Here is a 22,543-nt window from a genome sequence, read left to right as displayed (position 1 = left end):
GTCTACGCGCCGCGAACGCCGCTGGCCTGGACAACGACGCATCCCGGATGGCGACCGGCGTCGGCTGCACCACGGGCAACATCGTCATGCGCTGCTCGACCGATCCTTCCAACGCGGCTGCGCTACCGCGAGTCACGCGCCCGAGTTCGAAGACGCCAGCCGCGTCCACGCCGGCCGGCGCGGAAAGTGCATCGATCGGACACTGCGGTTACAGCGCGGGAAACACCGGCGCGCGTCCGCAGGCCGGCGCTGCGCCGGCGAGCGCGACCGGATGGGTGTCGGCGTCGCTGCCGTCGTCGAAACGCAGTGTGGCGTGGTCCACGCCGATGCGTGCGTTGCGTGCATGCAAGGCCACGCCATCGGCCGCCACGTTAGCCAGCACCAGATCCAGCGGCGTGGCGGCGCTGTATCCCTGCACCGTGCCGCCCTTGCCGGCGGGCGTGTCCTGCGCACGCAGCCCATCGACCACGATCCCGGCGTAGGTCGGCACGCTGCCGCTGCGGCTGCCGCCGCGGTCGTTACCGTACAGCGGCGTGATCACCAGCGGCCTGGCCACGCCGAACAGGCAGGTGTTGCGGTAGAGCACGTCGCGCACCGGGCCGCCCTTGGCCAGGCCGGTCTTGATGCGCAGGCCGTTGTTGTCGGTGGCGACGATGCCGTCGGCGTCGTGGCCGACCAGACTGTTGCCGTCCACCCGCACGTTGTCGACGCCGTACATCACCTCGCTGCCGATGGAGATGCCGTGGGTGCCGTAGAAGCGCGAGTCGCGCACGGTGATGGCGGCCGAGCGCGCGGCGCTGGTCTTGATCGCGATGCCGTCGTCGCCGGCCATCACGTCGTTGTCGGCCAGGGTCGCATTGCGCACGCTGTCCAGATCCAGGCCGTCGGTGTTGGGGCTGTTGGCCGGCGCCCTGACCCGCACGCCCCACACGGTGACGCCGTCGCCGCCGTGCACGAACAGGTGGAAGTACGGCGCATCGATCAGGTTGACGTGGTAGAGCTGCAGATCGGCGACGTCCTGCGCGCGGATCAGATCGGGCGCGTTCTGGGTCAGCCCGGCGGCCTTGGCGCTGCGCGCGAACTGCCACCAGCTGTCGCTGCCGCCGAGCATCGGCAGGTCGCCGCGGCCGTCGATGCTGCCCTGGTGGCCGGCGGTGTCGCGCACACCCATCACCCCCAGGCTGCGCCCCTGCAGGGTGATCAGCGCGCGGCAGCCGCCGCTGCGGGCCGCGGCCTGGCCGCAGGCGTTGCGGCCGGGGACCTGGTAGTCGGCGGGTTGGCGCGAGGCGTACAGGGTCACGCCGCTGTCGATGACCAGCGTGGTGTTGCTGCGGATCGTCAACGGCCCGCTGAGGAAGGCGTTGCCGCTGCCGCCGCGCAGCAGCACCGCGCCGTGCGCGCCGTCGGCGCAGCGGTCGAGCGCGGCCTGGAGGCGCGCGGTGTCCGGCGCGCTGCGCTCTTGCGCGTCGGCGAAGCGGCGCTGCTGGGCCTGCAGGGTGGCGTCCAGCGCCATGCACACCGGTGGCAGGTGCGGTTCGACCACGTGGCGGGAATCGCCGGTCGCCGCCGCGCTGGCGAACGCGGCGGCGGCGAGCAGGCCGCCGAGCAGCAGCGCCGCGCGTACGCATGAGGTCATTGCCGGAGTGCGCCCTGCGGTGGCTGCGGCGTGGCCGAGGGCGATGCCGCGGCCGGCGCGGGGTGCGCCGCCCGCAGTTCGGCGATGGGCTGTGCGCCGGCGGACAGTTGCTGCCAGCGGGTGTCGACGATCGTCGCCAGGCCGGCCGGGTGATCGTCGAAATGGTGCCCACCGTGCAACATCACGACCTCCGCACCACGTCCGCGCAATTGTGGGCAGAGCGTATCTTTTTCCTTGTCGCCGTACACGCACAGCAATTGCCCCGCGGGAATCCGCGCCAGTTCCGGCTGCACCGGCAACGCATCGCCGTCATCGCCGAGGTTGAGCCAGCCGCGCACGCGGATCTGGAAATCGGCCTTGTGCTCCAGGCCCAGCAACGCCACCAGGCCGACCTGCTCGCGCTGTGCCGGCGGCAGCCGGTTGACCATGAACGGCAGCGTGGTGGCGCCGAAGGAATAGCCGACCAGCAGAATCTTCTGCGGACGCCAGCGTTGCTGGTAGTAAGCGATGACCCGGCTCAGGTCGGCGCTGGCGCGGGCCGGCGGCTTGGCGCGCCAGAAGTAGCGCAGGCTGTCCCAGCCGACCACGGCGATGCCGCGCCGCTGCAGGGCCTCGGCCATGCCCTTGTCGATGTCGCGCCAGCCGCCGTCGCCGGACAGCACGATGGCCAGCGGTGCGCCCGGGGTCGCCGATGGCAGCTCGGTCAATGGCAGATCGTCCAGCGCGCCGCCACGGCCGCGCGCATGCAGGTGCGCGGCGACCCGCGCGGCCAGCGCGGCATCCACGCCGCCGTCGGCCGGCGCCGCCACGGTGTCGACGAAGCCCTGCGCCGCGGTGGCGGCGGCGGTGCCGGCGCAGACCTCGGTGGGTGCCGGGGCCACGCCGATGGCGCCGCCCAGGGTGGCGGAGGGCGCCGCGCCGACGATGCGCGCGGCCAGGGTCGCGGCGGTGCCGGTGCCGGCCAGGACCGGCAGGTAATAGCTGTCGCCGTGCAATTGCCGCTGCAGTCGCCGGCTCAACCGTTCGGCGTCGTGCCAGGCCTTATCGCAACCATGGCCGCCACGGCGCAGATGCTTCAGATAGCGCTGACCGTCGACCACCGCGACCAGCGCGCCACTGGCGGCAATGCGCTGCGCAGCGGCCTGCCGCTGTGCCGGGCTGCCGCTGGCCAGCAGGATCACCAGGCCCTGCGGCGCCCCCTGCGGGTGCACCAGGGTCGTGCGGCCATAGCCGCGAGCGTGCAACGCCCCAGGCGGAAAGTAATAGCGCAGCAGTGCGTAGCCGCTCAGGCCCAGCACCACGCTCGTCAACAGCAACACACGCAGGAATTTCATCGACACGCATCCATCTCGGCCAACGCCGAGCATCGGGACAACCACGGAAACGGCGAGGGAGCGGCGGACGACGCGGACGCACGGGCCAGGGCCCGGATCGGCGGATGCGCTGCGTGGGGTGCCTCGGCGATATGGGCTGGGATGGATGCGCGGGGTCGCACCTGCCTGCCCGGAAGTTCCTGCACGCGTGTGGGCCGGGGGGAGCGGCGCGCGCCACGTGGCATCGACGCAGATTGTGGCACGCGTGACACGCGCCGCAATCCTGCGACCATCGCCCTGCAAGGGAGCGGTTAAGCCAGCGCGCGCCGGTGGCACGGCGAATCGCTCAGTAACCGTGCACCGGACGGTGCGCCTTCACCGCCATCACCAGGCCCAATCCGGCCAGCAGCGACACCGCCGAAGTGCCGCCGTAGCTCATCAGCGGCATCGGCACGCCGACCACCGGCAACAGCCCGGAGATCATGCCGCCGTTGACCAGCACATAGACGAAGAACGCCAGGCCGGTGGCGCCGGCCAGCAGCCGCGAGAAGGTGTCGCGCGCCTGCGAGGCGATCCACAGGCAGCGCCCGATCACGATCAGGTACAGGGTCAGCACCGTGGCCACGCCGATCCAGCCGAACTCCTCGCTGAGCACGGAGAAGGCGAAGTCGGTGGTCTGCTCGGGGATGAAGTTCAGGTGCGACTGCGAGCCCAGGCCCCAGCCCTTGCCGTGCAGGCCGCCGGAGCCGATCGCGATCTTGGACTGGATGATGTTCCAGCCGGCGCCGAGCGCGTCGTTCTCCGGGTTGAGGAACATCATGATGCGGTCCTTCTGGTACGGCCGCAGCAGCCACAGCCAGGCCACCGGCGCGGCCGCGGCGACGCCACCGACCGCGATGCCCACCCACCACCACGGCAGACCGGCCAGCAGCAGCACGAAGCCGCCGCTGGCGGCGATCAGCACGCCGGTGCCGAAGTCCGGCTGCAGCATGATCAAGGCGGTGGGAATGCCGATGATCACCGCGCTGACCAGCACCGTGGGGATGCGCGGCGGCAGCGGCATGCGGTGCAGGTACCAGGCCACCATCATCGGCATGCTGATCTTCAGCAGTTCGGCCGGCTGCAGGTAGAACACCTTCAGGTCCAGCCACTGCCGCCCGTACTTGCCGGTGCCCAGCACGAACACCGCCAGCAGCGGCAGCATCGACAGCGCGTAGATCAGCGGCGTCCAGGCGCGCAGGCGCAGCGCCGACACCCGCGACAGGCTCCACATCGCCACCGCGCCGATGGCGAAGCGCGCGCCCTGCGCCATCACCAGGTGCATGCCGCCGGCGCTCTTGAGCACCGCCAGCCCCATCGCCATCAGCGCGCCCAGGGCCAGGCACAGCGGCCAGTCCAGGGTGCGGGTGAAGCGGCCGCCGATGTCGACCAGCCAGCGCAGGAAATCCTTCATCGCTCGTCCGGAATCTCGTCGGGAATCGCCGGCGTCGCCGCCTGCAGCGGCACCGCCGCGGCGTCCACCTCGGCCTGGCCGATCAGCACCGGGCGTTCGCCGGTGGCCAGTGCGACCGCATCGGCGGCAGCGCGCGAACCCGGGTCCTCGGCGTAATACAGGTGGCTGCCGAACGCAGTGGCGCCACGCAGGCTGTCCAGCGGCTCGACGCCGGGCGGCAACCGGCCGAGCAGCCAGGCATCGAAGATCTTGCGCGCGATCGGCGCGGCGGTGCTGGCGCCGTAGCCGCCGCCTTCCACCGCGATCGCCAGGGCGATGGTCGGCCGCTCGGCCGGCGCAAAGCCTTCGAACAGCGAACGATGGCGCAAGTGCATCGGCAGGCTGCGCGGATCGACCGCGGCCAGCCCCTTGCGGCTGACCACCTGCGCGGTACCGGTCTTGCCGGCCATCTGGTACGGCGCGCCGACGGTGATGGCATAGCCGCTGCCGCCCGGGCGCATGGTGTCCATCATGCCTTCGCGCACCGCCTGCAGATTGCTGGGGTTGTCGCTGATCGGCTTGCTCGGCCCCAGTTGCACCGGTGCCCATGGCTGGTCGAAGGCCTGGCGCGTGGCCATCACCAGGTGCGGCGTGCGCAGCTGCCCATCGGCGAGGCCGGCGACCCCGCGCACCAGTTGCAGCGGCGTCACCTTCCAGTCGCCCTGGCCGATGGCGATGTTGACGGTGTCGCCGGGGTACCAGGCTTCCTTGCGGCTCTTGGCCTTGTACGCCGGCGACGGCACGATGCCGCCGGTCTCGCCGACCAGGTCGATGCCGGTGGGCACGCCGAAGCCGTAGCGGCTCATGTACTGGTCGACCTTGGTGATGCCCATGTCGATGGCCAGCTTGTAGTAGTAGGTGTTCACCGACTGCGCGATGGACTTGCGCAGGTCGGTCCAGCCGTGGCCGCCGCGATGCGAGTCGCCCCAGCCGCGGCTGACCCCGGGCAGGTAGAACATGCCGGTGGAGAGGATCTTGTCCTCCGGGCGGCGGGTGCCGCTGTCCAGGCCGGCCAGGCCCATGAACGGCTTGATGGTGGAGCCAGGCGCCACGCCGCCCAGCACCAGGCGGTTGAACTGCGGCCGCGACGGGTCGCTGTTGAGCGCCTGGAAATCGGCGTGGGAAATGCCGTTGACGAACAGGTTGGGGTCGTAGGACGGCAGGCTGACCATGGCCAGGATCTCGCCGGTGCGCGGATCGATGGCGATCGCCGAGCCCTGGTAGTCGCCGAAGGCGGCGACCATGGCACGCTGCAGGTCGGCGTCGATGGACAGGCGCAGGTCGGCGCCGGACTGCGCCGGCACCCGGCCGACGGTGCGGATCGCGCGGCCCTGCACGTTGGTCTCGACCTGCTCGTAGCCGACTTTCCCGCGCAGTTCTTCTTCGTAATAGCGCTCCAGCCCGGACTTGCCGATGTGGGTCAGCGCGGCGTTGCCCTCGCCCAGCGTCTCCAGGTCCTTCTCGTCGATGCGGCCGACGTAGCCGATGATGTGCGCGAACAGGTCGCCGTAGGGGTAGTGCCGGGTCAGGTAGGGTTCCAGCTCCACGCCGGGGAAGCGCCAGCGGTCCACCGCGAAGCGCGCCCGCTCCTCCTCGCTGACGCGCAGCTTCAGGGTGATCGGACGGAAGCTGCGGCTGGCCTTGCGCGCGGCCTGGAAGCGTTCGATGTCTTCCGGCGACAGCGCGATGACCTTGCCCAGTTCGGCCAGCAGCGCATCCATGTCGGCGACCTTGTCCGGGGTCACGTCGAGCCGGAACGCGGGCACGTTCTCGGCCAGCAGACGGCCGTTGCGGTCGTAGATCATGCCGCGCCCGGGTACCACCGGCCGCGGCTTGATGCGGTTGGCGTCGGAGCGGGTGGCGTAGACGTCGTGGTCCAGCACCTGCAGCTTGAAGTACCAGCCGCCCAGGCCGAGCAACGCCAGCAGCACGCCGAGAAAGCCCAGCGCCGCGCGGCGCCGGAACTGCTCGGCCTCGGCGTGCGGGTTCTTCTGCGCGCGGCGCGGGTGCAGGGCCATGCTACTTGCTCCGCCGGCCCAGCCGCAGCGCGTCCAGCAGCACGAACAGCGGCGGCCACAGCGCCATGCCCAGCAGCGGCGCCCACCAGTAGTTCCACGGCAGCGTCGGCTCGCCGACGGCCAGGTGCACCGCCGCGGCGACGATGCGGTCGTTGACCAGCAGCCCGCCGATCGCCAGCGCCTGCTGCGACATCGGGAAGAAGCGGATGCGCGCGCGGAAGCGCTGCAGGATGAAGCTCAGGATCACCAGGCGCAGCGCCTGCTCGCCCAACACCCCGCCGTACAGCAGATCGGCGAGCACCCCGACCGCGAAGGCGAAGCCCAGCCCGACCTTGTCCGGGGTCTCGATCACCCAGTACGCCACCACCAGCGCCAGCCAGTACGGCCGCAGCGGCTGCACCGCCAGCGGCAACGGCATCAGCCCCAGCAACAGCGCCGCGATCACGCTGACCGGGAGGACCCAGCCCTTGCTGCGCAGGCGGCTCATTGGGTGGGCTCCTTTGGAGCCGGGATTGGGGATTGGGGATTGGGGATTGGCGAAGCGGCTGGTCGTTTGGGCTTGGCGGAGGCCGCCGCTGGTGAGGCGGGCGTGCCACTGGCGGTGGCAGCGTGATTGACCGAGTCGGTCTTGCCTGTTGCCAGCGCCGCCGCCGGGGCATTGGCCTGGGCACCAGGGGCTGCGGAGGCGGGCGGCGGCTGGGCCGCCGCCGAGGCGGTGTCAGCGCTATTGCCCCGGCTTTTCACCAATCCCGAATCCCCAATCCCCAATCCCGTTGCAGCGGCCGAAGGCCGCAGCAACAACACATCGCGCCCGCGGTCCAGCTTCGCCGCCGGCTTCAGTTCGCCGACCAAGAAGGCGTGGGTGTCGTCCGGGCGCAGGGCGGAGATGGTGCCGACCGGGAAGCCGGCCGGGAAGCGGCCGCCCAGGCCGGAGGTGACGATCTCGTCGCCCACCTCGACGCCGGCGCTGAGCGGGATATCCCGCAGTTCCAGGCTGCCGCCGCGGCCGTAGACGATCAGGCGCACGCCGTTGCGCGCCACCGTCACCGGCACCGCGTGGTCGGGGTCGGTCAGCAGCAGCACGGTGGAGTGCAGCGGGGTCACCGCGATCACTTGGCCCATCAGACCGCCGGCGTCGATCACCGCCTGGCCCACGTGCACGCCGTCGCGGCCGCCGGCGTCGAGCACCAGCCGCTGCCGGGTCGGGTCCAGGTCGATGTCCAGGATCGGCGCCAGCTGCACGTCCAGGCCGCGGCGCTCGGCCACGCCCAGCAGTTCGCGCAGCTGCGCATTGTCCAGTGCCGCGGTCTGCAGCCGGGTCAGGCGCGCCTTGGCAATCAGCAGTTCGTTGCGCAACGCGCGATTTTCCTTGACCAGCTGCGCGTGGCTGGCCGCGTTCTCCTGCACCTGCGACCCCAGCCGCCCCGGCAGGCCGGCCAGCGCCCAGATCGGCTGCACCAGCACCGTGGCCTGGCTGCGCAGGCGGGCCAGCCAGTCGGCCTGCGCGTCGAGCACGATCAGCACCAGCGCCAGCGCCAGGTAGGCCAGCAGGCGCGGCGTGCTGGCGGATTCGCCGGGGCGGGCGGTGACGGGAGGACCGGCGTAAGGAGGCACGGTTAGAGCCGGGAATGGGGAATCGGGAGTGGGGAATCGGAAAGCAACGGCGCACTGCCGGCGCGATCAGGCCGGGATGGAGGCGGTGCGGTGGCGACGGAGCCGGCAGTGCGGAGACGGAGGGGCCATTCTATTCCCCATTTCCGATTCCCCATTCCCGGCCTCACCTTCACTCCGGCGCGAAGAACTCGTTGCCGTGCATGTCCACCAGTTCCAGCGCACGGCCGCCGCCGCGGGCCACGCAGGTCAGCGGATCGTCGGCGACCTGCACGTGCAGGCCGGTTTCCTCGGAGATCAGCCGGTCCAGGTCGCGCAGCAGCGCGCCGCCGCCGGTCAGCACGATGCCGCGCTCGGCGACGTCGGCGCACAGTTCCGGCGGGGTCTGCTCCAGCGCCAGCTTGACCGCGGAGACGATGCCCGACAGCGGCTCGTGCAGCGCTTCCAGCACTTCGTTGGAGTTGATCTTGATCATCTTCGGCACGCCCTCGGCGAGGTTGCGGCCGGAGATCTCCATCTCCTGCACCACCGCCTGCGGGTAGGCGCAGCCGATCTCCAGCTTGATCCGCTCGGCGGTGGCCTCGCCGATCAGCATGCCGTGGTTGCGGCGCACGTAGTTGGTGATCGACTCGTCGAAGCGGTCGCCGCCGATGCGCACCGACTGCGAATAGACGATGCCGTTCAGCGAAATGACCGCGACCTCGGTGGTGCCGCCGCCGATGTCGATGACCATCGAGCCGCGTGCCTCGGTCACCGGCATGCCGGCGCCGATCGCCGCGGCCATCGGCTCCTCGATCAAGTACACGTCGCGGGCGCCGGCCTCCTCGGCCGATTCCTTGATCGCGCGGCGCTCCACCTGGGTGGAGCCGGCCGGCACGCACACCAGCACGCGCGGGCTGGGACGCAGGAAGCGCGACTTGTGCACCTTCTTGATGAAGTGCTTCAGCATCGCCTCGGTATAGGTGAAGTCGGCGATGACGCCGTCCTTCATCGGGCGGATGGTGGTGATGTGGCCGGGCGTACGGCCGAGCATCTGCTTGGCCTCGGCGCCGACCGCGGCCACCGAGCGGGTGCCGCCGATCGCCCGATCCTGGCGCACCGCCACCACCGACGGTTCGTTCAGCACGATGCCCTGGCCACGCACGTAGATGAGGGTGTTGGCCGTGCCCAGATCGATGGACAGGTCGTTGGAGAACATGCCGCGGAGTTTCTTGAACATCGGGGGATTGGGTCCTGGGGCGCGCGCCGTCGCCAGAATGGCGAAAAAATGGGCAGAAAACGAAGTCCGCTAGCCTAGCAATCCGCCTGGGTGCGGGCAAGGAAAATTCTCGCTAAAACCACGCGTTGCGTGGTATCGGCGAGACCGCGATGGATCGTGGTTCTGGCCCTGCCGGGCCGCAGCCGTTACCCTTTGCGCCGCGGCGACCCCGCCCTCGCCCGCCTGAATGCGGGCTCATTCCTCCGCCAAGGCCTGCCCGATGTCTGCACTGATCTGTGGTTCTCTCGCTTACGACACCATCATGGTGTTCCCGGACCAGTTCAAGAACCACATCCTGCCGGACAAGGTGCACATCCTGAACGTGTCGTTCCTGGTGCCGCGGATGCGCCGCGAGTTCGGCGGCTGCGCCGGCAACATCGCCTACAACCTGCACCTGCTGGGCGGCGATCCGATCCCGATGGGCACCGTGGGCCAGGACTTCGGCCCGTACCGCGAGCATTTCCAGGCGCTGGGCATCGACCTGTCGCGGGTCAAGGTGATCGACGAGCTGTTCACCCCGCAGGCGTTCATCACCACCGACCACGACAACAACCAGATCACCGCCTTCCACCCCGGGGCGATGATGCGCAGCTACGAGAACCACGTGAAGGACGTGCCGGGCGTGACCCTGGGCCTGGTCGGCCCGGACGGGCGCGAGGGCATGATCCAGAATGCGGAGGAATTCAGCGCCGGCGGCGTGCCGTTCATCTTCGACCCGGGCCAGGCGATGCCGCTGTTCAACGGCCCGGAGCTGCGCCAGTTCATCGAGCAGGCCGACTACGTGGTGGTCAACGACTACGAGTCCAACCTGCTGCAGGAGCGCACCGGCTGGGACGAGAAGGACATCGTCTCGCGCGTGCAGGCCTACATCACCACCCAGGGCCCGAAGGGCGCGCTGGTGCACACCCCGGAAAAGACCTTCGACATCCCGCCGGCGCACGAGCGCCGCGTGGTCGACCCCACCGGCTGCGGCGACGCCTTCCGCGCCGGCCTGATCTTCGGCATCCAGCGCGGCTGCGACTGGCTGACCATCGGGCGGATGGGCAATCTGATGGGCGCCCTGAAGGTTGAGCACCCCGGCACCCAGAACCAGCGCTTCGATTTCGACGAATTCAACGACCAGTTCAAGCAGCAGTTCGGCTATGCCTTGTAGGGCGGGGATTGGGGAGTCGGGATTGGGGATTCGTAAAAGCTGGCCCCTGGCGCCTTGAGTCCACGAAGAACCGCGCGATCGCGCGGTTTTTTCGTTTGGCCTAAGCGGAAAAGAAGCCGCCCCAGCCAAGCCGCTTTTGCCAATCCCCAATCCCGACTCCCCACTCCCGGCTTTTGTTGCACTGCGGGTTGAGCGCCGGTCCGGTTTGTGCGTCACTTGCGCCAGGGGCCCCCTTGGGGGGACGAGAGCGCGCCCATGTCCGAGTCGACTGTCGCCAGCCTCGCGCAAGCCAAGGTCGTCGCACCATCCGCCGCCGAGGCCGACTGCGCGCCGCTGGCGCGCATGCGCCAGTTTCGCCAGATCGAGACCTTGCCGCCTGTGCTGGCGCGTTCGTGGCGGCGCTGTCTCGACGACTACGGCCTGGATCCGGATATCCATCCCTCGCCGATGGTCCACGACAACGGCGAGTTGCGCGAGCGCCAGCAGCGGCTGGAGGTGCTGCTGCGCATCGCCAAGGTGGAGATGGAGAATCTCTACGAGCAGATCGCCGGCGGCAGCTACGCGGTCGTGTTCGCCGACACCGAGGCGACCGTGCTGCACAGCGTGCAGGATCCGGCCCTGCTGCGCGCGTTTCGCGAAACCGGGCTGTTCTGCGGCGCCAGCTGGGCCGAACGCTACCAGGGCACCAACGGCATCGGTACCTGCGCGGTGGAGGGCAGCGCGCTGAGCGTGCACCGTGGCGAACACTATCTGGAGCGGCATCTGCCACTGTCGTGCAGCGGTGCGCCGATCCTGGATCCGCAGGGCCATCTGCTGGCGGTGCTGGACGCGTCCACGCCCGACGCGCGCGACACCAAGCTGGTGCAATGCCATACCGGCGCCCTGGTACGCATGTCGGCGGCGCAGATCGCCCGCGCCTATTTCCTGGAACAGTACCGGCATGCGTGGATCCTGCGCTTTCACAGCCGTCCGGAGTTCGCCGGACTGCTGCACGAGGCGCTGATCGCGGTGGGCGGCGACGGCCGCGTGCTTGCGGTCAACGAAGCGACGCTAGAACAGCTGGGCAAGTCCGACCGCTCCCCGCTGGTCGGGCGCGACATCGCCCAGGTGATGCAACTGGATTTCGATACGCTGGAACAGCGCGCGCGCAACGATGCCAGCACGCTGTGGTCGATCCGCTGCGCCTGCCACGGCCGCCGCTTCTTCGCCCTGGCGCAGCCGCCACGCGCACGCAGCGCTGCCGGCCGTACGCGTGCCGCCGGCGAGGATGCCCACGCAGCCCGCGGCAACGACCATGTGGGCTCCGATCCGCGCATGCTGCACAACCTGGACAATGCGCTGAAGCTGGCCAAGCACCGCGTGTCGATCCTGCTGTGCGGCGCCACCGGCACCGGCAAGGAAGAATTCGCCAAGGCGGTGCACCGCAGTTCGCCCTGGGCCGAACGTCCATTCGTGGCGGTGAACTGCGCAGCGATTCCCGAAGCGCTGATCGAGAGCGAACTGTTCGGCTATGCGCGTGGCGCCTTCACCGATGCCGCGCGCGAAGGACGCCACGGCAAGCTGCTGCAGGCCAGCGGCGGCACCCTGTTCCTGGACGAAATCGGCGACATGCCGCTGCCGTTGCAGACGCGCCTGCTACGCGTGCTGGAGGAACAGAGCGTGACCCCGCTGGGCAGCGACCGCGCGATGCCGCTGGAACTGCACGTGATCAGCGCCAGCCACCGCGATCTGGCGCAGATGGTCGGCACCGGCGGCTTTCGCGAGGACCTGTACTACCGGCTCAACGGCGTGGTGCTGCATCTGCCGCCGCTGCGCGAGCGCAGCGACAAGGCCGAACTGATCCGCACGCTGTTGCGCGAGGAGAGCGGCGAACAGCCGGTGCGCATCAGCGAGGACGCCCTGCACAAGCTGCTCAGCTATGCCTGGCCCGGCAACCTGCGGCAGTTGCGCAACGTGCTGCGCACCGCCGCGGTGCTGTGCGCCGACGGCGTCATCCGCATCCCCAACCTGCCGCAGGAGATCGTCGACGCCGACAGCGGACCATGCCTGCTTGGCGACGATGCGCACGCCGCCGATGGCGTACCCGGCCGTGTCGCCCTGGACAGCGCCGAGCGCAACGTGCTGCAGCAACAGCTCGAGCGCCACCGCTGGAACGTCAGCCGCACCGCCGACGCGCTGGGCATCAGCCGCAACACCTTGTATCGCAAGCTGCGCAAGCATGGCTTGGCGACGGCTTGAGTTGATGCGGCATCGCGATCCAAGGCGATCCAAGGGATTTGCTGCGTGTCGCCAATGAAGCCTCACCTATGCCGACTTGCTATTCGCTAGCGGCCTAAGTGCTGCCGGGTATTCGCACCCCAACCGCTGATGCGGCTGGAGGATGCCTGGCTTCGATGTCGCGACTGAAGTCGCTCCCACAACAGCCAGTGTCTCGATGAGACCGCACAATTCGAGGGAAGGACTTCGATCTGGACCGCTATCGGAGCCAGAGATTTTCCGACTTCGATGTCGCGGCTGAAGCCGCTTTTACAGCAAACGCTGCGCCGGTGACCAGGCGCGAACCTAGGTAGGAGCGGCTTCAGCCGCGACAGTCGTCGGCGCCGACTGGCGTCCAGCCGTGTGGAAACGGAGGATGGCATGCGCCGATCGGTGCCACCACACACACCGCAAACCGCACGCTAGAAGCGCCAGCGCAAGCCGACCTGATACTGCCGCGGGGCGCCAGGCGCGACGAAACGCGAGGGGCCATCCTCGACCGCGGCGTCCTGCGGGCGCGCCAGGGTGCCGCCCGGAAACAGGCCCTCGGCGATCGCTGCATAAGTCTCGTAGCGACGGTCGAACACGTTGTTGATCCGCAGGTACAACGACAGACCCTCGGCCAGTTCCCAAGTGCCGTGCAGGTCGAGCAAGGCATAGCCGCCGGTGGACAGGTCGTGGCGCGCCGGTGCCTCGCCTTCCTCGGGATCCTCGACCAGGCCGTCCTCGTTGCCGCTGGCCACGCGCCGCGACACCGTGCGCAGGTCCGCGCCCAGCGACAATTGCGCCAGTGCCTGCCAGTCCATGCCCAGCTTCAGCGTGCTGCGCGGCAGGCCGGCGATGCGCGTGCCCGAACGCAATGTCACCGTGCGCTCACCCGAGAGCAATTCGCCGGCGCTGCGGTAGGTGGCGTCCAGGTAGCTGTAGCCGGCGAACCAGCGCAGCGCGCCATGGCTGCCGCGGTAGCTGAGGTCGGCGCCCTGGTAGCGGGTGCGGCCGACGTTGTCGAAATAGCCCTGCTGGGAATTGGGGGCGCGCAGGAACAGGATGTCGTCGCGGTTGTCGGCGCGGTACAGCGAGGCGTTCAGCGTCTGCGCCGGCGACGGATTCCAGCGCAGCCCGACCTCGTAGGTGCGCGAGACGATCTGCTCCAGGCGCGGGTCGGCCTGCAACCCGGTCGGCAGCCGGCACGGTTGCTCCGGGTCGGCACAGCCGAGTTCGATCGCGGTCGGCGCGCGGCTGTTCTGCGAGGCCGAGGCGAACGCGGTGAAGCCGCTGCCCAGGCGCTGGGTGATGCCCAGCGAGGGATTGGCCTTGGCGAACACGAAGCGCTCGCGCGGCAGCACGCCGTCGTCGCCAGTGGACAAAGTGTTGGCGACGGCGACACGGTTCCAGCGCAGCGCGGCGTTGACGTGGGTGGCCTCGCCCAGTTCCCAGGTATCGGCAGCGAACAGGCCCAGGGTGCTGCTGCGACCGTCGACGCCGGAGAAGAATGCGCGGTCTTCGTTCGGATCGGCGACCACCGAGCGGTCGTCCTGCACGAACGCCTCCTGTTCGTACTGGCGGTAGCGCACGCGGTTGCGGTCGTAGGTGGCGCCGATGCTCAGCGCGTGCGCGCCGGCCTGGTGGCTGAAGTTCAGCGCCACGCCCTCGGCGTGCTGGCGCATCTGCGTGGTGTTGAGCACGCCGCTGTGCAGGGCGTCGGCGTCGGCGCGCGAGACCGTGCAGCCGGCATCCCGCGGCGTGCCGTCGGCGGTGTAGCCGTCGGCGCAGTCGTCGACGAATGCCTCGTAGTCGCCGTTGATGTCGCCGTTGACGGTGTCGCGGTGGCCCTCCCGGTAGTAGGCCAACAGGTGCAGCGCGGTACGTTCGTCGAAGCGGTGATCGAACTGCCCGGTCAGCAACGTGTTGCGGTTGCGGGTCAGGTCGGGCGAGGTGTAGACCGCGGCGCGGTCGGCTTCGTACAACCCGGGTTCGATGCCCTCGTCGGTGTAACGATGGCTCGGCAGCAGGCCATTGCCGACCAGGCGGCTGCGCCCGTGCAGCAGCGACACGTCCCAGTCGGTGCGCTCGCCCTGCCGCCCAACCTTGCCGAACACGGTGCCCAGGCGGCCGGCGGAGGCATCGCGCCAGCCGTTCTCGTCGAAGCCGGTGACCGCGACGAAGGCGTGCAGGCCGTCGGCACCAGCGTAGCCGTAGGACGCATCCAGGCGCTTGCGCGCGCCGCTGCCCACCGACAGGTCGGCGCGCAGGCCCGGCGCGGTCAGGCCGGACTGGGTGGTGAAGGCCAGCGCACCGCCCAGCGTGTTGGGACCGAACAGCGGGTTGGAACCCGGCATCAGCGCGACGCTGCGGATCGCCGCCTCCGGCATCATGTCCCAGCTGACGATGTCGGCGAACGGCTCGTTCATGCGCACACCGTCCAGGTACACCGACACGCCCTGCGAAGCGCCGGGCAGCGCCGAGGCGCGGAAACCGCGGAAGGTCAGGTCGGTCTGGAACGGACTGCCCTGCACCTCGTTGGTGTCCACGCCATTCATTTCGCGCAGCAGGAAGTCGGTGAGGTTGCCGGCCTGGCTGCGCGCGATGTCGTCGGCGTTGGCGGTCTGCACCGTGTATGGCAGCAGGTCGGCATCGATCAGCGTGCCGGGAATCGGCGTGGCGGTCACCTCGACCCGGTCCAGCGCGGTGATCTGCGCGTCGTCGGCGTTGACCGTGGTCTGCGCGCGCGCCGGTGCGGCGAGCAGGCCGATGGCGGTGGCGACGGCCAGCGCCAGCAGATTTGCCGACGGGATGCGTCCGTGGATGCGGGTCATGCCAACTCCTTGCGTGTCAGTAAAGGACGATCGATTTGATGCCGCGGCCCGCACGCATCGCCTCGAAGCCGCGATTGATGTGGTCCAGCGGCAGGGTTTCGCTGATCAGTTCGTCGATGCGGATCTCCCCGGCCAGGTAGCGCTCGGCATAGGCCGGCAGCTCGCTGCGGCCCTTGACCCCGCCGAACGCGCTGCCGCGCCAGGCGCGACCGGTGACCAGTTGCAGCGGCCGCGTGCTGATCTCCTGCGCGCTCGGTGCCACGCCGAGGATGATGCTTTCGCCCCAGCCCTTGTGGCAGCACTCCAGCGCCGCGCGCATCGCCCGCACGTCGCCGACGCAGGCGAAGCTGTGGTCGGCGCCGCCGTCGGTGAGGTCGACGATGACCTGCTGCACCGGCGCGCCGAAATCCTTCGGGTCCAGGCAATCGGTGGCGCCCAGCGCGCGCGCCAGCGGGAACTTGTCGCGGTTGATGTCGACCACGATGATGCGTTCGGCGCGCGCCATCACCGCGCCCTGCACCACCGACAGGCCGATGCCGCCCAGCCCGAACACCGCCACGCTCTCGCCCGGACGCACCCGCGCGGTGTTGAGCACCGCGCCGATGCCGGTGGTGACCGTGCAGCCGAGCAGGCAGGCTTTGTCCAGCGGCGCGGACGGGTGGATCCTGGCCACCGCGATCTCCGGCAACACGGTGTACTCGGCGAAGGTGCTGGTGCCCATGTAGTGCAGCAACGGGCGTCCGTGCAGCGAGAAGCGGCTGCTGCCGTCGGGCATCAGCCCGCGCTCCTGGCTGCTGCGGATCGCCTGGCACAGGTTGGTGCGGTTGGAACGGCAGTACTTGCACACGCCGCACTCGGGCATGTACAGCGGGATCACGTGATCGCCCGGGCGCACGCTGGTCACGCCGACACCGACCTCCTCGACCACGCCGGCGCCCTCCTGGCCCAGGATCACCGGAAACGCCGCCTCGGCGTCGATGCCGGACAGGGCGATCTCGTCGCTGTGGCAGATGCCGCTGGCGACCATGCGCACCAGCACTTCGCCGGCCTTGGGCGGCTGCAGATCCACCTCCTCGATGGCCAGCGGCTGGTTCGCCGCCCAGGCGACCGCGGCTCGCGTCTTCATTCCGGCTCTCCCCGCCTCCCCGTCGCGGCACCCGCTGGCGCCGCTCGCCTCACCTCATTGCGCCACGACCACACCCCATGGCATCTCACCCACCGCGATCTGCTTGATCTCCTTCATGGCCGCCGTGTCGATCACGCTGACGCTGTTGGAACGGCCATTGGCCACGTACAGCTTCTTGCCGTCCGCGCTCAGCGCCGGGTTCCACGGCCGTTGCCCGACCGGAATCTCGGCCAGGGTGCGGCGCGCGGCCGGGTCGATCACGCTGACCGTGCCGGCGCCGTTGGATGCGTACACGCGGCTGCCGTCGCGGGCGATGGCGATGCCGGCGGTGCGCTGTCCGGCCGGGATGCTGGCCACGCGCTTGCGCGCCGCCAGATCGATCACGTCGACCACGTTGGCCGCCTCCTGCGCCACGTACGCCGTCTTGCCGTCGGGCGCGAACGCCATGCCGCGCGGATGTCCGCTGGTGGCGATGACACCGGTGGACGTGCCCGCCTTCACGTCGATCACGTCCAGGTCGTTGGAGCCCTCGTTGCTGGTCAGCAACAGCGCGCCATCCGGGGTGTAGACGCAATGTTCCGGCGCCTGCCCGCGGGTGGCGATGTGCGCGCCGATCGCGAAGCTGGCCGGGTCGATCAGCATCACCTGGTTCTGCCCTTCCACGCACACCGCAAGCTGCCGGCCGTCCGGTGCCACGGCGACGCCTTCGGCGTTCTCGCCGATGTCGACGCTGCGCAGCACGCGGTCCTGCACGGTATCCAGCTCCAGCAGGCGATGGCCCTGCGCGTCGATGACGTACAGATGCCCGGCCGGTCCCGGCACCACCTGTTGCAGGCGCTTGCCGAGCTGGCCCTGCGCCGACAGCGTGCGCACCACGCGGTCGCTGCCGATGTCGATCACCGAGATGGTGCCGCTGCGCTGGTTCGGCACGTAGGCCAGCGCCGTGGCGGCGGCCGCAGGTGTCGGCACGGCGGCCGCGGCGGCGTCGCCCGCGGCGGGCGCGGGCGCGCGCTGGCAGGCCGCGGCGAACAGCGACAGCGCGACCACGATGGACAGACGCCACGCGTTCCTCATTGCGCAGCGCCTGCCGTCTTGTTGATGGAATGGATGAAGGCCAGCAGCTTCTCGGTATCGCCCGGTTTGAGCACCGGACCGAACGGCGGCATCTGCCCGACCACCTTCTCGTGGCCGATCCGGGTCTTGCCGTGCGCCGTCATGCCGGCGGTGCCTTCGGTGATCAGCGTGCGCAAGGTGTCGTCGTCGCTACCGTATACCCAGATGTCGTTGGTCAGCGGCGGGCACATGCCGCCGCCACCGGTGCCGCCGTGGCAGGCGGTGCAGCCGGCGGAATTGAAGATCGCCTTGCCTTCGGCGACCAGTTCCGGGGTGACCTTGACCGGTGGTCCCTTCGGAATCGGCGTCACCGCCGCAGTGGGGGCCGGTGCGGCAGCGGCGGGCGTGGCCGCCGGCGCAGCGGCCGGTGCAGGCGCGGACGCCGCGGCGGGGGTGGCCGGCGCTGGCGTGGCCGGCGCTGGCGTGGCCGCCGGCGCTGGGGACGTCTCCTGCTTGCCGCAAGCGGCCAGCAGCAGGAGCGAGGCAAACAGGGACACGGGCAGCAGCACGGAGACGGCGCGACGACGGACGGAAGCAGGACGCATGGGGACAACACCTTTGCGGAGTGCACGATGGGAAGAGCAGGCCGCGCAAGCGGCATGTGCGGGACGACAGGAAGCGGTCATTGCGCGCGTCGGTGCTGGGCCTCCGTCAACAGGTGGGCGAGTTCGGCATTGCCGCGTTGCTGGGCCAGCGCCGCGGGCGTCTTGCCGTCGGCGTCGCGCGCGTCGGCACTGGCGCCGGCAGCGAGCAGGCGCCGTGCACTGTCCTCGCGCCCGGCCGCGGCGGCCAGCATCAGCGGAGTGACACCGGCGCGGTTCGCGCGGTCGGCGTCGGCGCCGCGCTTGAGCAGCAGGTCCAGGATCTTCGGCTCGTTGCGCGCCACCGCGAACATCACCGGGGTGAAGCCGGCCGGGTTGGCGTGGCGCACGCTGGCGCCGGCGTCGAGCAGCGCCTGCACCACGTCGGCATCGGCGTAGGAGATCGCCAGGTCCAGCGGTGTCCAGCCGTCGGTGGACACCGCCTCGACCTTGGCGCGATGCGCCAACAGTTGCGCGACGCTCTTGCCGTCGTTGGACCAGGCCGCCTTCATCAACGGCGTCCAGCCATTGCTGTCGCGGCGTTCGACCTTGGCGCCGGCCGCCAGCAGTTCGCCGACCAGCAGCGGTGCCTGGTTGCGGATCGCCTGCTGCAGCGGCGGCTCGCCGAGCTGGTTGGGCGTGTCGGCGCTGGCGCCATGGCGCAGCAGCCAGGCCACGCGCACGCCATCGCCGGCGTCCAGCGCATGCGCCAGTTCCTCATTGGGATCGGCACCGCCGGCGATGCGCAACTGCAGTTGCGCCAGCATGTCCGAGGAGGCCTGCGCGCTCGGCGTGTCGTCCTGGTCGGCGGGCAGCGCATACGGGCCATGCGAGCGCAGGTCGCCGGCGACGATGCAATCGGCGCAGGCCACCAGCGGCACGTGGTAGTCGCGCAGGATCGCGTCGATCTTGCCGGCGCTGTGCTGCATCGCCGCGTTCAGCGCATCGCGCAACGCGGCGTTCTTGCGCGACACCGCCCACGCCATCGAATACTCCAGCACCTCGTTGTCGATGACGTTCAGCGGGACCACGCCGAGGCCGCCGCGCGCGGCGTAGTAGCCGGCCACCGGCCCCCAGGATTCGGCGGCATCGAGCTTGCCGGCGGCGACCTGCTCGGCGAGCTTGCCGGGATGCTCCTGCGGTGCGCTGGCCGAGTCGTAGAACAGGTATTGCACCTCGCCCTGCACGCCATGGTCGAACAGCGCCTGCCGCGCCGGCGAACTCTGGAACACGCCGACCTTGAGTTTCTTCAGCGCCGGGTCGTCCAGCGACGCCGGCCGCAGGTCCAGACCCTTGCGGGTGACCAGCACATAGGTGGAGCGATACAGCGGGCGCGTGGGCAGGCCCATCTCGAAGTCGCTGTTCATGTCCATCAGCACGTCGCAACGCCCGGCGTTGATCGTGCTGCGCGCCAGGCCGCGCTGGTAGTAGCTGCGCCATTCGTATTCCAGGCGCCGGCCCATCTCCGCGGCCACCACCTGGGCGATCTTGTTCTGGAAGCCCTCGCCTGCGCGGTTGGACAACGGCATGTTGCCGGGATCGGCGCAGACCCGCAGCACCGGCGCATCGGCCGGCAGCGTTGTGGCGGGTGCGGCAGGTGCCGCGGCAGCGGCAGCGGGCGGGGCAGCAGGAGCGCGAGCCGTCGCGGACGACGGCTCGCGCGTGCAGCCTGCGGCGACGAGTCCGAGGCTGCACAACAGCAACACGGCGCGCGCGCCCGCAGGCAGGCGCCACGAGACGGGCGCCATGCGGCCCCCGCTCGCACCCTGGACGCGGCGCCGCCGGCTCATCGCACCGTCTTGGCGGCGACCGCCGCGCTGCCGCCGCCGGCAGCCGCGGTGGCGGTCGCGGTGGGCGTGACGGTCTTGCCGGCGCCGTCGATGCGGAAGGTGTGCACCATGCCGCCCAACGGGATCTTGTCGAAGCCGTTGCTGAAGGCCAGGCCGGCGGCACCCAGCGCGCCGTACGGGTCGCCCGGATCCAGGCCAGCGGCGACCGGCAGGCCGATCCAGCCGCCGATGCCCGAGAACACCGCCACATACTGGTGGCCGTTGGCCTTGTAGGCGATCGGGTTGCCGATGATGCCGGACGGCAACTTGGTCTCCCACAGTTTCTTGCCGGTGTCCTTGTCCACGGCGCGGAACCAGCCATCCAGCGTGCCGTAGAACACCAGCCCGCCATCGGTGACCAGGGTGCCGCTCCACACCGGGAACTTTTCCTTGATCTCCCACTTGGACTTGCCTTCGACCACGTCGAACGCCTTGACGATGCCCAGCGCGCCCGGCTCGTTCGGCTTCATCAGCACGTTGGCGAACACGTACGGCAGGCCCATCATGGTGTTGCCGCGCTCCTGCGGATCCAGCTCCATGTGCCAGTTGTTGGTGCCACAGAAGAACACCGCCGAGTTGGCCGGATCCACCGAGCACGGCTGCTGGTCCTTGCCACCCATCGCCGACGGGAACGCCTCGACCTTGCGGCCGCGCTCCAGCGGCGAATGCGCCGCGACCTTGACCGGGCGCCCGGTCTTCATGTCGATGCGCTCGGCCCAGTTGGCCGGCACGAACTTGTTGGCGCGCAGCAGGGTGCCGTCGCGGCGGTCGAGCACGTAGGCGAAGCCGTTGCGGTCGAACTGCACCACCGACGGGACCTGCTTGCCGTCGATGGTCAGGTCCACCAGGATCGGCTCGTTGATGCCGTCGTAGTCCCACTGGTCGAACGGCGTCTTCTGGTAGCCCCACACCGCCTCGCCGGTGTCGATCTTGCGGGCGAACAGGGTCATCGACCACTTGTTGTCGTACTCGCCGGTATCGCATTCCTTCTGCGTGGTCTTGCCGCAGCGGTACGACGGGCTCCACAGGCCGGGATTGCCGGTGCCGTAGTAGACCAGCTTGAGTTTCGGGTCGTAGCTGTACCAGCCCCAGGCCGCACCGCCGCCGCGCTTCCAGCCTTCGTCGGGATAGGTCTTCTCGCCGAGGTCGCCGAGCTGGCCGTGCTGCGGATTGGCCTTGTTGAAGTCCGGGCCGAGGCAGATGTCCTTGTCGGTGCCGGTGGCTTCGCAGGACCAGGCCTGCTTGCCGTCGGCCAGCGCATACGCGGCGACACGGCCGCGCACGCCGAACTCGTTGCCGCTGATGCCGGCCACCACCTTGCCGTCGGCGATGATCGGGGCCATGGTGATGGTCTCGCCCTTCTCGGGATAGGCGAGCTTCTGCTTCCACACTTCCTTGCCGGTCTTGGCATCGAGCGCGATCACATCGCCGCTGAGGCTGCCGAACACCAGCTTGCCGTCGGCGTAGGACGCGCCACGGTTGACCGTGTCGCAGCAGGCCACCGCCACCGCACGCTCGTCCTGCTGCGGGGTGTACTTCCACAGCACCTTGCCGTTGTCTTCCTGCGACAGGTCGATCGCGAACACGTTGTTCGGGTAGGCGCTGACCATGTACATGGTGCTGCCGATCACCAGCGGCTGGCCTTCGTGGCCGCGGGTGGCATCGGTTTTCATCTCCCACGACATCTTCAGGTTCTTGACGTTGTCGCGGTTGATCTCCGCCAGCGGGCTGTGCCGGTTCAGGCCGAAATCGCGACCGATGCCGCCCCAGTTGTCGGGATTGGCGGCGTTGGTGGCGAACTCGCTGTCGGTATCGGCAACCGCGGCCGGCGCGGCGGCCGGCGGTTGCTGTGCGGCGGCCGGCGCGGCCGGTGCCGCGGCCTCTTCGTGCTTCTTGCAACCCGCCAGCGCCAACGCAGTGGCCAGCGCGAGCAACGTACAAGCCTGGGTACGACGTGAATGACTGTGCATCGTTCTACTCCCCTCGTTGAAGAGCCGCGACAGCTGCACCTGGGCCGGCGTGTGCCACGGAACCTGAAGCGTGGGTGTCTACGAGCAACGTCCATGCCATCGCACCGCTGCGATGCACCATCCCTTGACGCACGGATCACAACGTCGGGTGCCGTCCCAGCGCCTCATGGCATCCCGGCCGAAGGCGTCCCGGGAACGTGACACTTTGTGCCATGCCGTTGCATCGCGATTGGCGCACTTTGGGCATACGTACGCGTGGCACACCCTGCGCCATCGGCACGGATGCGGCACGGGCACACGCGAAGGCACACCGCGAAACGCGCGACGGGAGCGCGCATTCGGCATGCGTGCGCCGAGACGCGGCACGGGAG

The 22,543-nt window shown here is 69.8% G+C and carries 15 protein-coding genes; 2 read left to right on the top strand and 13 right to left on the bottom strand.

Annotated features, from left to right (window positions below; all coding sequences use genetic code 11):
* Positions 1 to 208: 208 nt before the first annotated feature.
* From GGR71_RS20710 to GGR71_RS20680, 7 genes are all read right to left on the bottom strand, one after another.
* Complete coding sequence (locus tag GGR71_RS20710; protein ID WP_160963441.1) at positions 209 to 1,636, bottom strand: glycoside hydrolase family 28 protein; 1,428 nt, start codon at positions 1,634 to 1,636, stop codon at positions 209 to 211.
* Positions 1,633 to 2,970, bottom strand: a complete 1,338-nt coding sequence (locus GGR71_RS20705; protein WP_160963439.1) for a virulence factor family protein — start codon at positions 2,968 to 2,970, stop codon at positions 1,633 to 1,635. Before GGR71_RS20705 ends, GGR71_RS20710 begins: the two co-directional genes overlap by 4 nt.
* 325 nt (positions 2,971 to 3,295) lie before the next feature.
* Positions 3,296 to 4,402, bottom strand: a complete 1,107-nt coding sequence (gene rodA / locus GGR71_RS20700) for a rod shape-determining protein RodA (RefSeq protein ID WP_160963437.1) — start codon at positions 4,400 to 4,402, stop codon at positions 3,296 to 3,298.
* Positions 4,399 to 6,459 carry a penicillin-binding protein 2 gene (gene mrdA / locus GGR71_RS20695; protein ID WP_160963435.1) on the bottom strand — a complete coding sequence of 687 codons (2,061 nt, stop codon included), beginning with the start codon at positions 6,457 to 6,459 and terminating at the stop codon, positions 4,399 to 4,401. Before mrdA ends, rodA begins: the two co-directional genes overlap by 4 nt.
* Before the next feature lies 1 nt (position 6,460).
* A complete protein-coding gene (gene mreD / locus GGR71_RS20690) occupies positions 6,461 to 6,946 on the bottom strand; it encodes a rod shape-determining protein MreD (protein WP_160963433.1) in 486 nt (161 codons plus the stop codon).
* Positions 6,943 to 8,073 (bottom strand): rod shape-determining protein MreC, encoded by a 1,131-nt coding sequence (gene mreC / locus GGR71_RS20685; protein WP_160963431.1) that lies wholly within the window; start codon positions 8,071 to 8,073, stop codon positions 6,943 to 6,945. The genes mreD and mreC overlap by 4 nt, the downstream gene beginning before the upstream one ends.
* 169 nt (positions 8,074 to 8,242) lie before the next feature.
* On the bottom strand, positions 8,243 to 9,289 hold the full coding sequence (locus tag GGR71_RS20680; RefSeq protein ID WP_010343692.1) for a rod shape-determining protein: 1,047 nt from the start codon (positions 9,287 to 9,289) through the stop codon (positions 8,243 to 8,245).
* A gap of 259 nt (positions 9,290 to 9,548) precedes the next feature.
* On the opposite strand from GGR71_RS20680, the gene GGR71_RS20675 reads away from it, so the two are divergent.
* On the top strand, positions 9,549 to 10,481 hold the full coding sequence (locus GGR71_RS20675) for a carbohydrate kinase family protein (RefSeq protein WP_160963429.1): 933 nt from the start codon (positions 9,549 to 9,551) through the stop codon (positions 10,479 to 10,481).
* A gap of 255 nt (positions 10,482 to 10,736) precedes the next feature.
* Positions 10,737 to 12,719, top strand: a complete 1,983-nt coding sequence (locus GGR71_RS20670; protein WP_160963427.1) for a sigma-54-dependent Fis family transcriptional regulator — start codon at positions 10,737 to 10,739, stop codon at positions 12,717 to 12,719.
* A 440-nt stretch (positions 12,720 to 13,159) separates the two neighbouring features.
* Here GGR71_RS20670 and GGR71_RS20665 read toward each other — a convergent pair whose 3' ends face one another.
* The 6 genes from GGR71_RS20665 to GGR71_RS20640 form a co-directional block, all read right to left on the bottom strand.
* On the bottom strand, positions 13,160 to 15,553 hold the full coding sequence (locus tag GGR71_RS20665; protein WP_160963425.1) for a TonB-dependent receptor: 2,394 nt from the start codon (positions 15,551 to 15,553) through the stop codon (positions 13,160 to 13,162).
* A gap of 16 nt (positions 15,554 to 15,569) precedes the next feature.
* Positions 15,570 to 16,679 carry an S-(hydroxymethyl)glutathione dehydrogenase/class III alcohol dehydrogenase gene (locus GGR71_RS20660; RefSeq protein WP_160963423.1) on the bottom strand — a complete coding sequence of 370 codons (1,110 nt, stop codon included), beginning with the start codon at positions 16,677 to 16,679 and terminating at the stop codon, positions 15,570 to 15,572.
* 54 nt (positions 16,680 to 16,733) lie between these two features.
* On the bottom strand, positions 16,734 to 17,753 hold the full coding sequence (locus GGR71_RS20655) for a beta-propeller fold lactonase family protein (protein ID WP_160963421.1): 1,020 nt from the start codon (positions 17,751 to 17,753) through the stop codon (positions 16,734 to 16,736).
* Positions 17,750 to 18,337, bottom strand: a complete 588-nt coding sequence (locus GGR71_RS20650) for a c-type cytochrome (RefSeq protein ID WP_160963419.1) — start codon at positions 18,335 to 18,337, stop codon at positions 17,750 to 17,752. The genes GGR71_RS20655 and GGR71_RS20650 overlap by 4 nt, the downstream gene beginning before the upstream one ends.
* 77 nt (positions 18,338 to 18,414) lie before the next feature.
* On the bottom strand, positions 18,415 to 20,121 hold the full coding sequence (locus GGR71_RS20645; RefSeq protein ID WP_202405177.1) for a quinoprotein dehydrogenase-associated putative ABC transporter substrate-binding protein: 1,707 nt from the start codon (positions 20,119 to 20,121) through the stop codon (positions 18,415 to 18,417).
* Positions 20,122 to 20,159: 38 nt separating this feature from the next.
* Positions 20,160 to 22,172 carry a methanol/ethanol family PQQ-dependent dehydrogenase gene (locus GGR71_RS20640; protein WP_048491046.1) on the bottom strand — a complete coding sequence of 671 codons (2,013 nt, stop codon included), beginning with the start codon at positions 22,170 to 22,172 and terminating at the stop codon, positions 20,160 to 20,162.
* Positions 22,173 to 22,543: the final 371 nt, after the last annotated feature.

It is taken from the genome of Xanthomonas sp. F1 (assembly GCF_014199855.1).
Note: the sequence above shows the minus strand (reverse complement) of the source record. Positions and strands in the feature narration are given on the sequence as shown.

Bases quoted from the DNA above. Each gene is read 5' to 3' on its own strand.
- GGR71_RS20670 (WP_160963427.1), top strand. From the start codon at position 10,737: ATGTCCGAGTCGACTGTCGCCAGCCTCGCGCAAGCCAAGGTCGTCGCA.
- rodA (WP_160963437.1), bottom strand. From the start codon at position 4,402: ATGAAGGATTTCCTGCGCTGGCTGGTCGACATCGGCGGCCGCTTCACC.
- GGR71_RS20655 (WP_160963421.1), bottom strand. From the start codon at position 17,753: ATGAGGAACGCGTGGCGTCTGTCCATCGTGGTCGCGCTGTCGCTGTTC.
- GGR71_RS20645 (WP_202405177.1), bottom strand. From the start codon at position 20,121: ATGGCGCCCGTCTCGTGGCGCCTGCCTGCGGGCGCGCGCGCCGTGTTG.
- GGR71_RS20680 (WP_010343692.1), bottom strand. From the start codon at position 9,289: ATGTTCAAGAAACTCCGCGGCATGTTCTCCAACGACCTGTCCATCGAT.
- GGR71_RS20640 (WP_048491046.1), bottom strand. From the start codon at position 22,172: ATGCACAGTCATTCACGTCGTACCCAGGCTTGTACGTTGCTCGCGCTG.
- GGR71_RS20705 (WP_160963439.1), bottom strand. From the start codon at position 2,970: ATGAAATTCCTGCGTGTGTTGCTGTTGACGAGCGTGGTGCTGGGCCTG.
- GGR71_RS20660 (WP_160963423.1), bottom strand. From the start codon at position 16,679: ATGAAGACGCGAGCCGCGGTCGCCTGGGCGGCGAACCAGCCGCTGGCC.
- GGR71_RS20665 (WP_160963425.1), bottom strand. From the start codon at position 15,553: ATGACCCGCATCCACGGACGCATCCCGTCGGCAAATCTGCTGGCGCTG.
- mrdA (WP_160963435.1), bottom strand. From the start codon at position 6,459: ATGGCCCTGCACCCGCGCCGCGCGCAGAAGAACCCGCACGCCGAGGCC.
- mreD (WP_160963433.1), bottom strand. From the start codon at position 6,946: ATGAGCCGCCTGCGCAGCAAGGGCTGGGTCCTCCCGGTCAGCGTGATC.
- GGR71_RS20710 (WP_160963441.1), bottom strand. From the start codon at position 1,636: ATGACCTCATGCGTACGCGCGGCGCTGCTGCTCGGCGGCCTGCTCGCC.
- GGR71_RS20675 (WP_160963429.1), top strand. From the start codon at position 9,549: ATGTCTGCACTGATCTGTGGTTCTCTCGCTTACGACACCATCATGGTG.
- GGR71_RS20650 (WP_160963419.1), bottom strand. From the start codon at position 18,337: ATGCGTCCTGCTTCCGTCCGTCGTCGCGCCGTCTCCGTGCTGCTGCCC.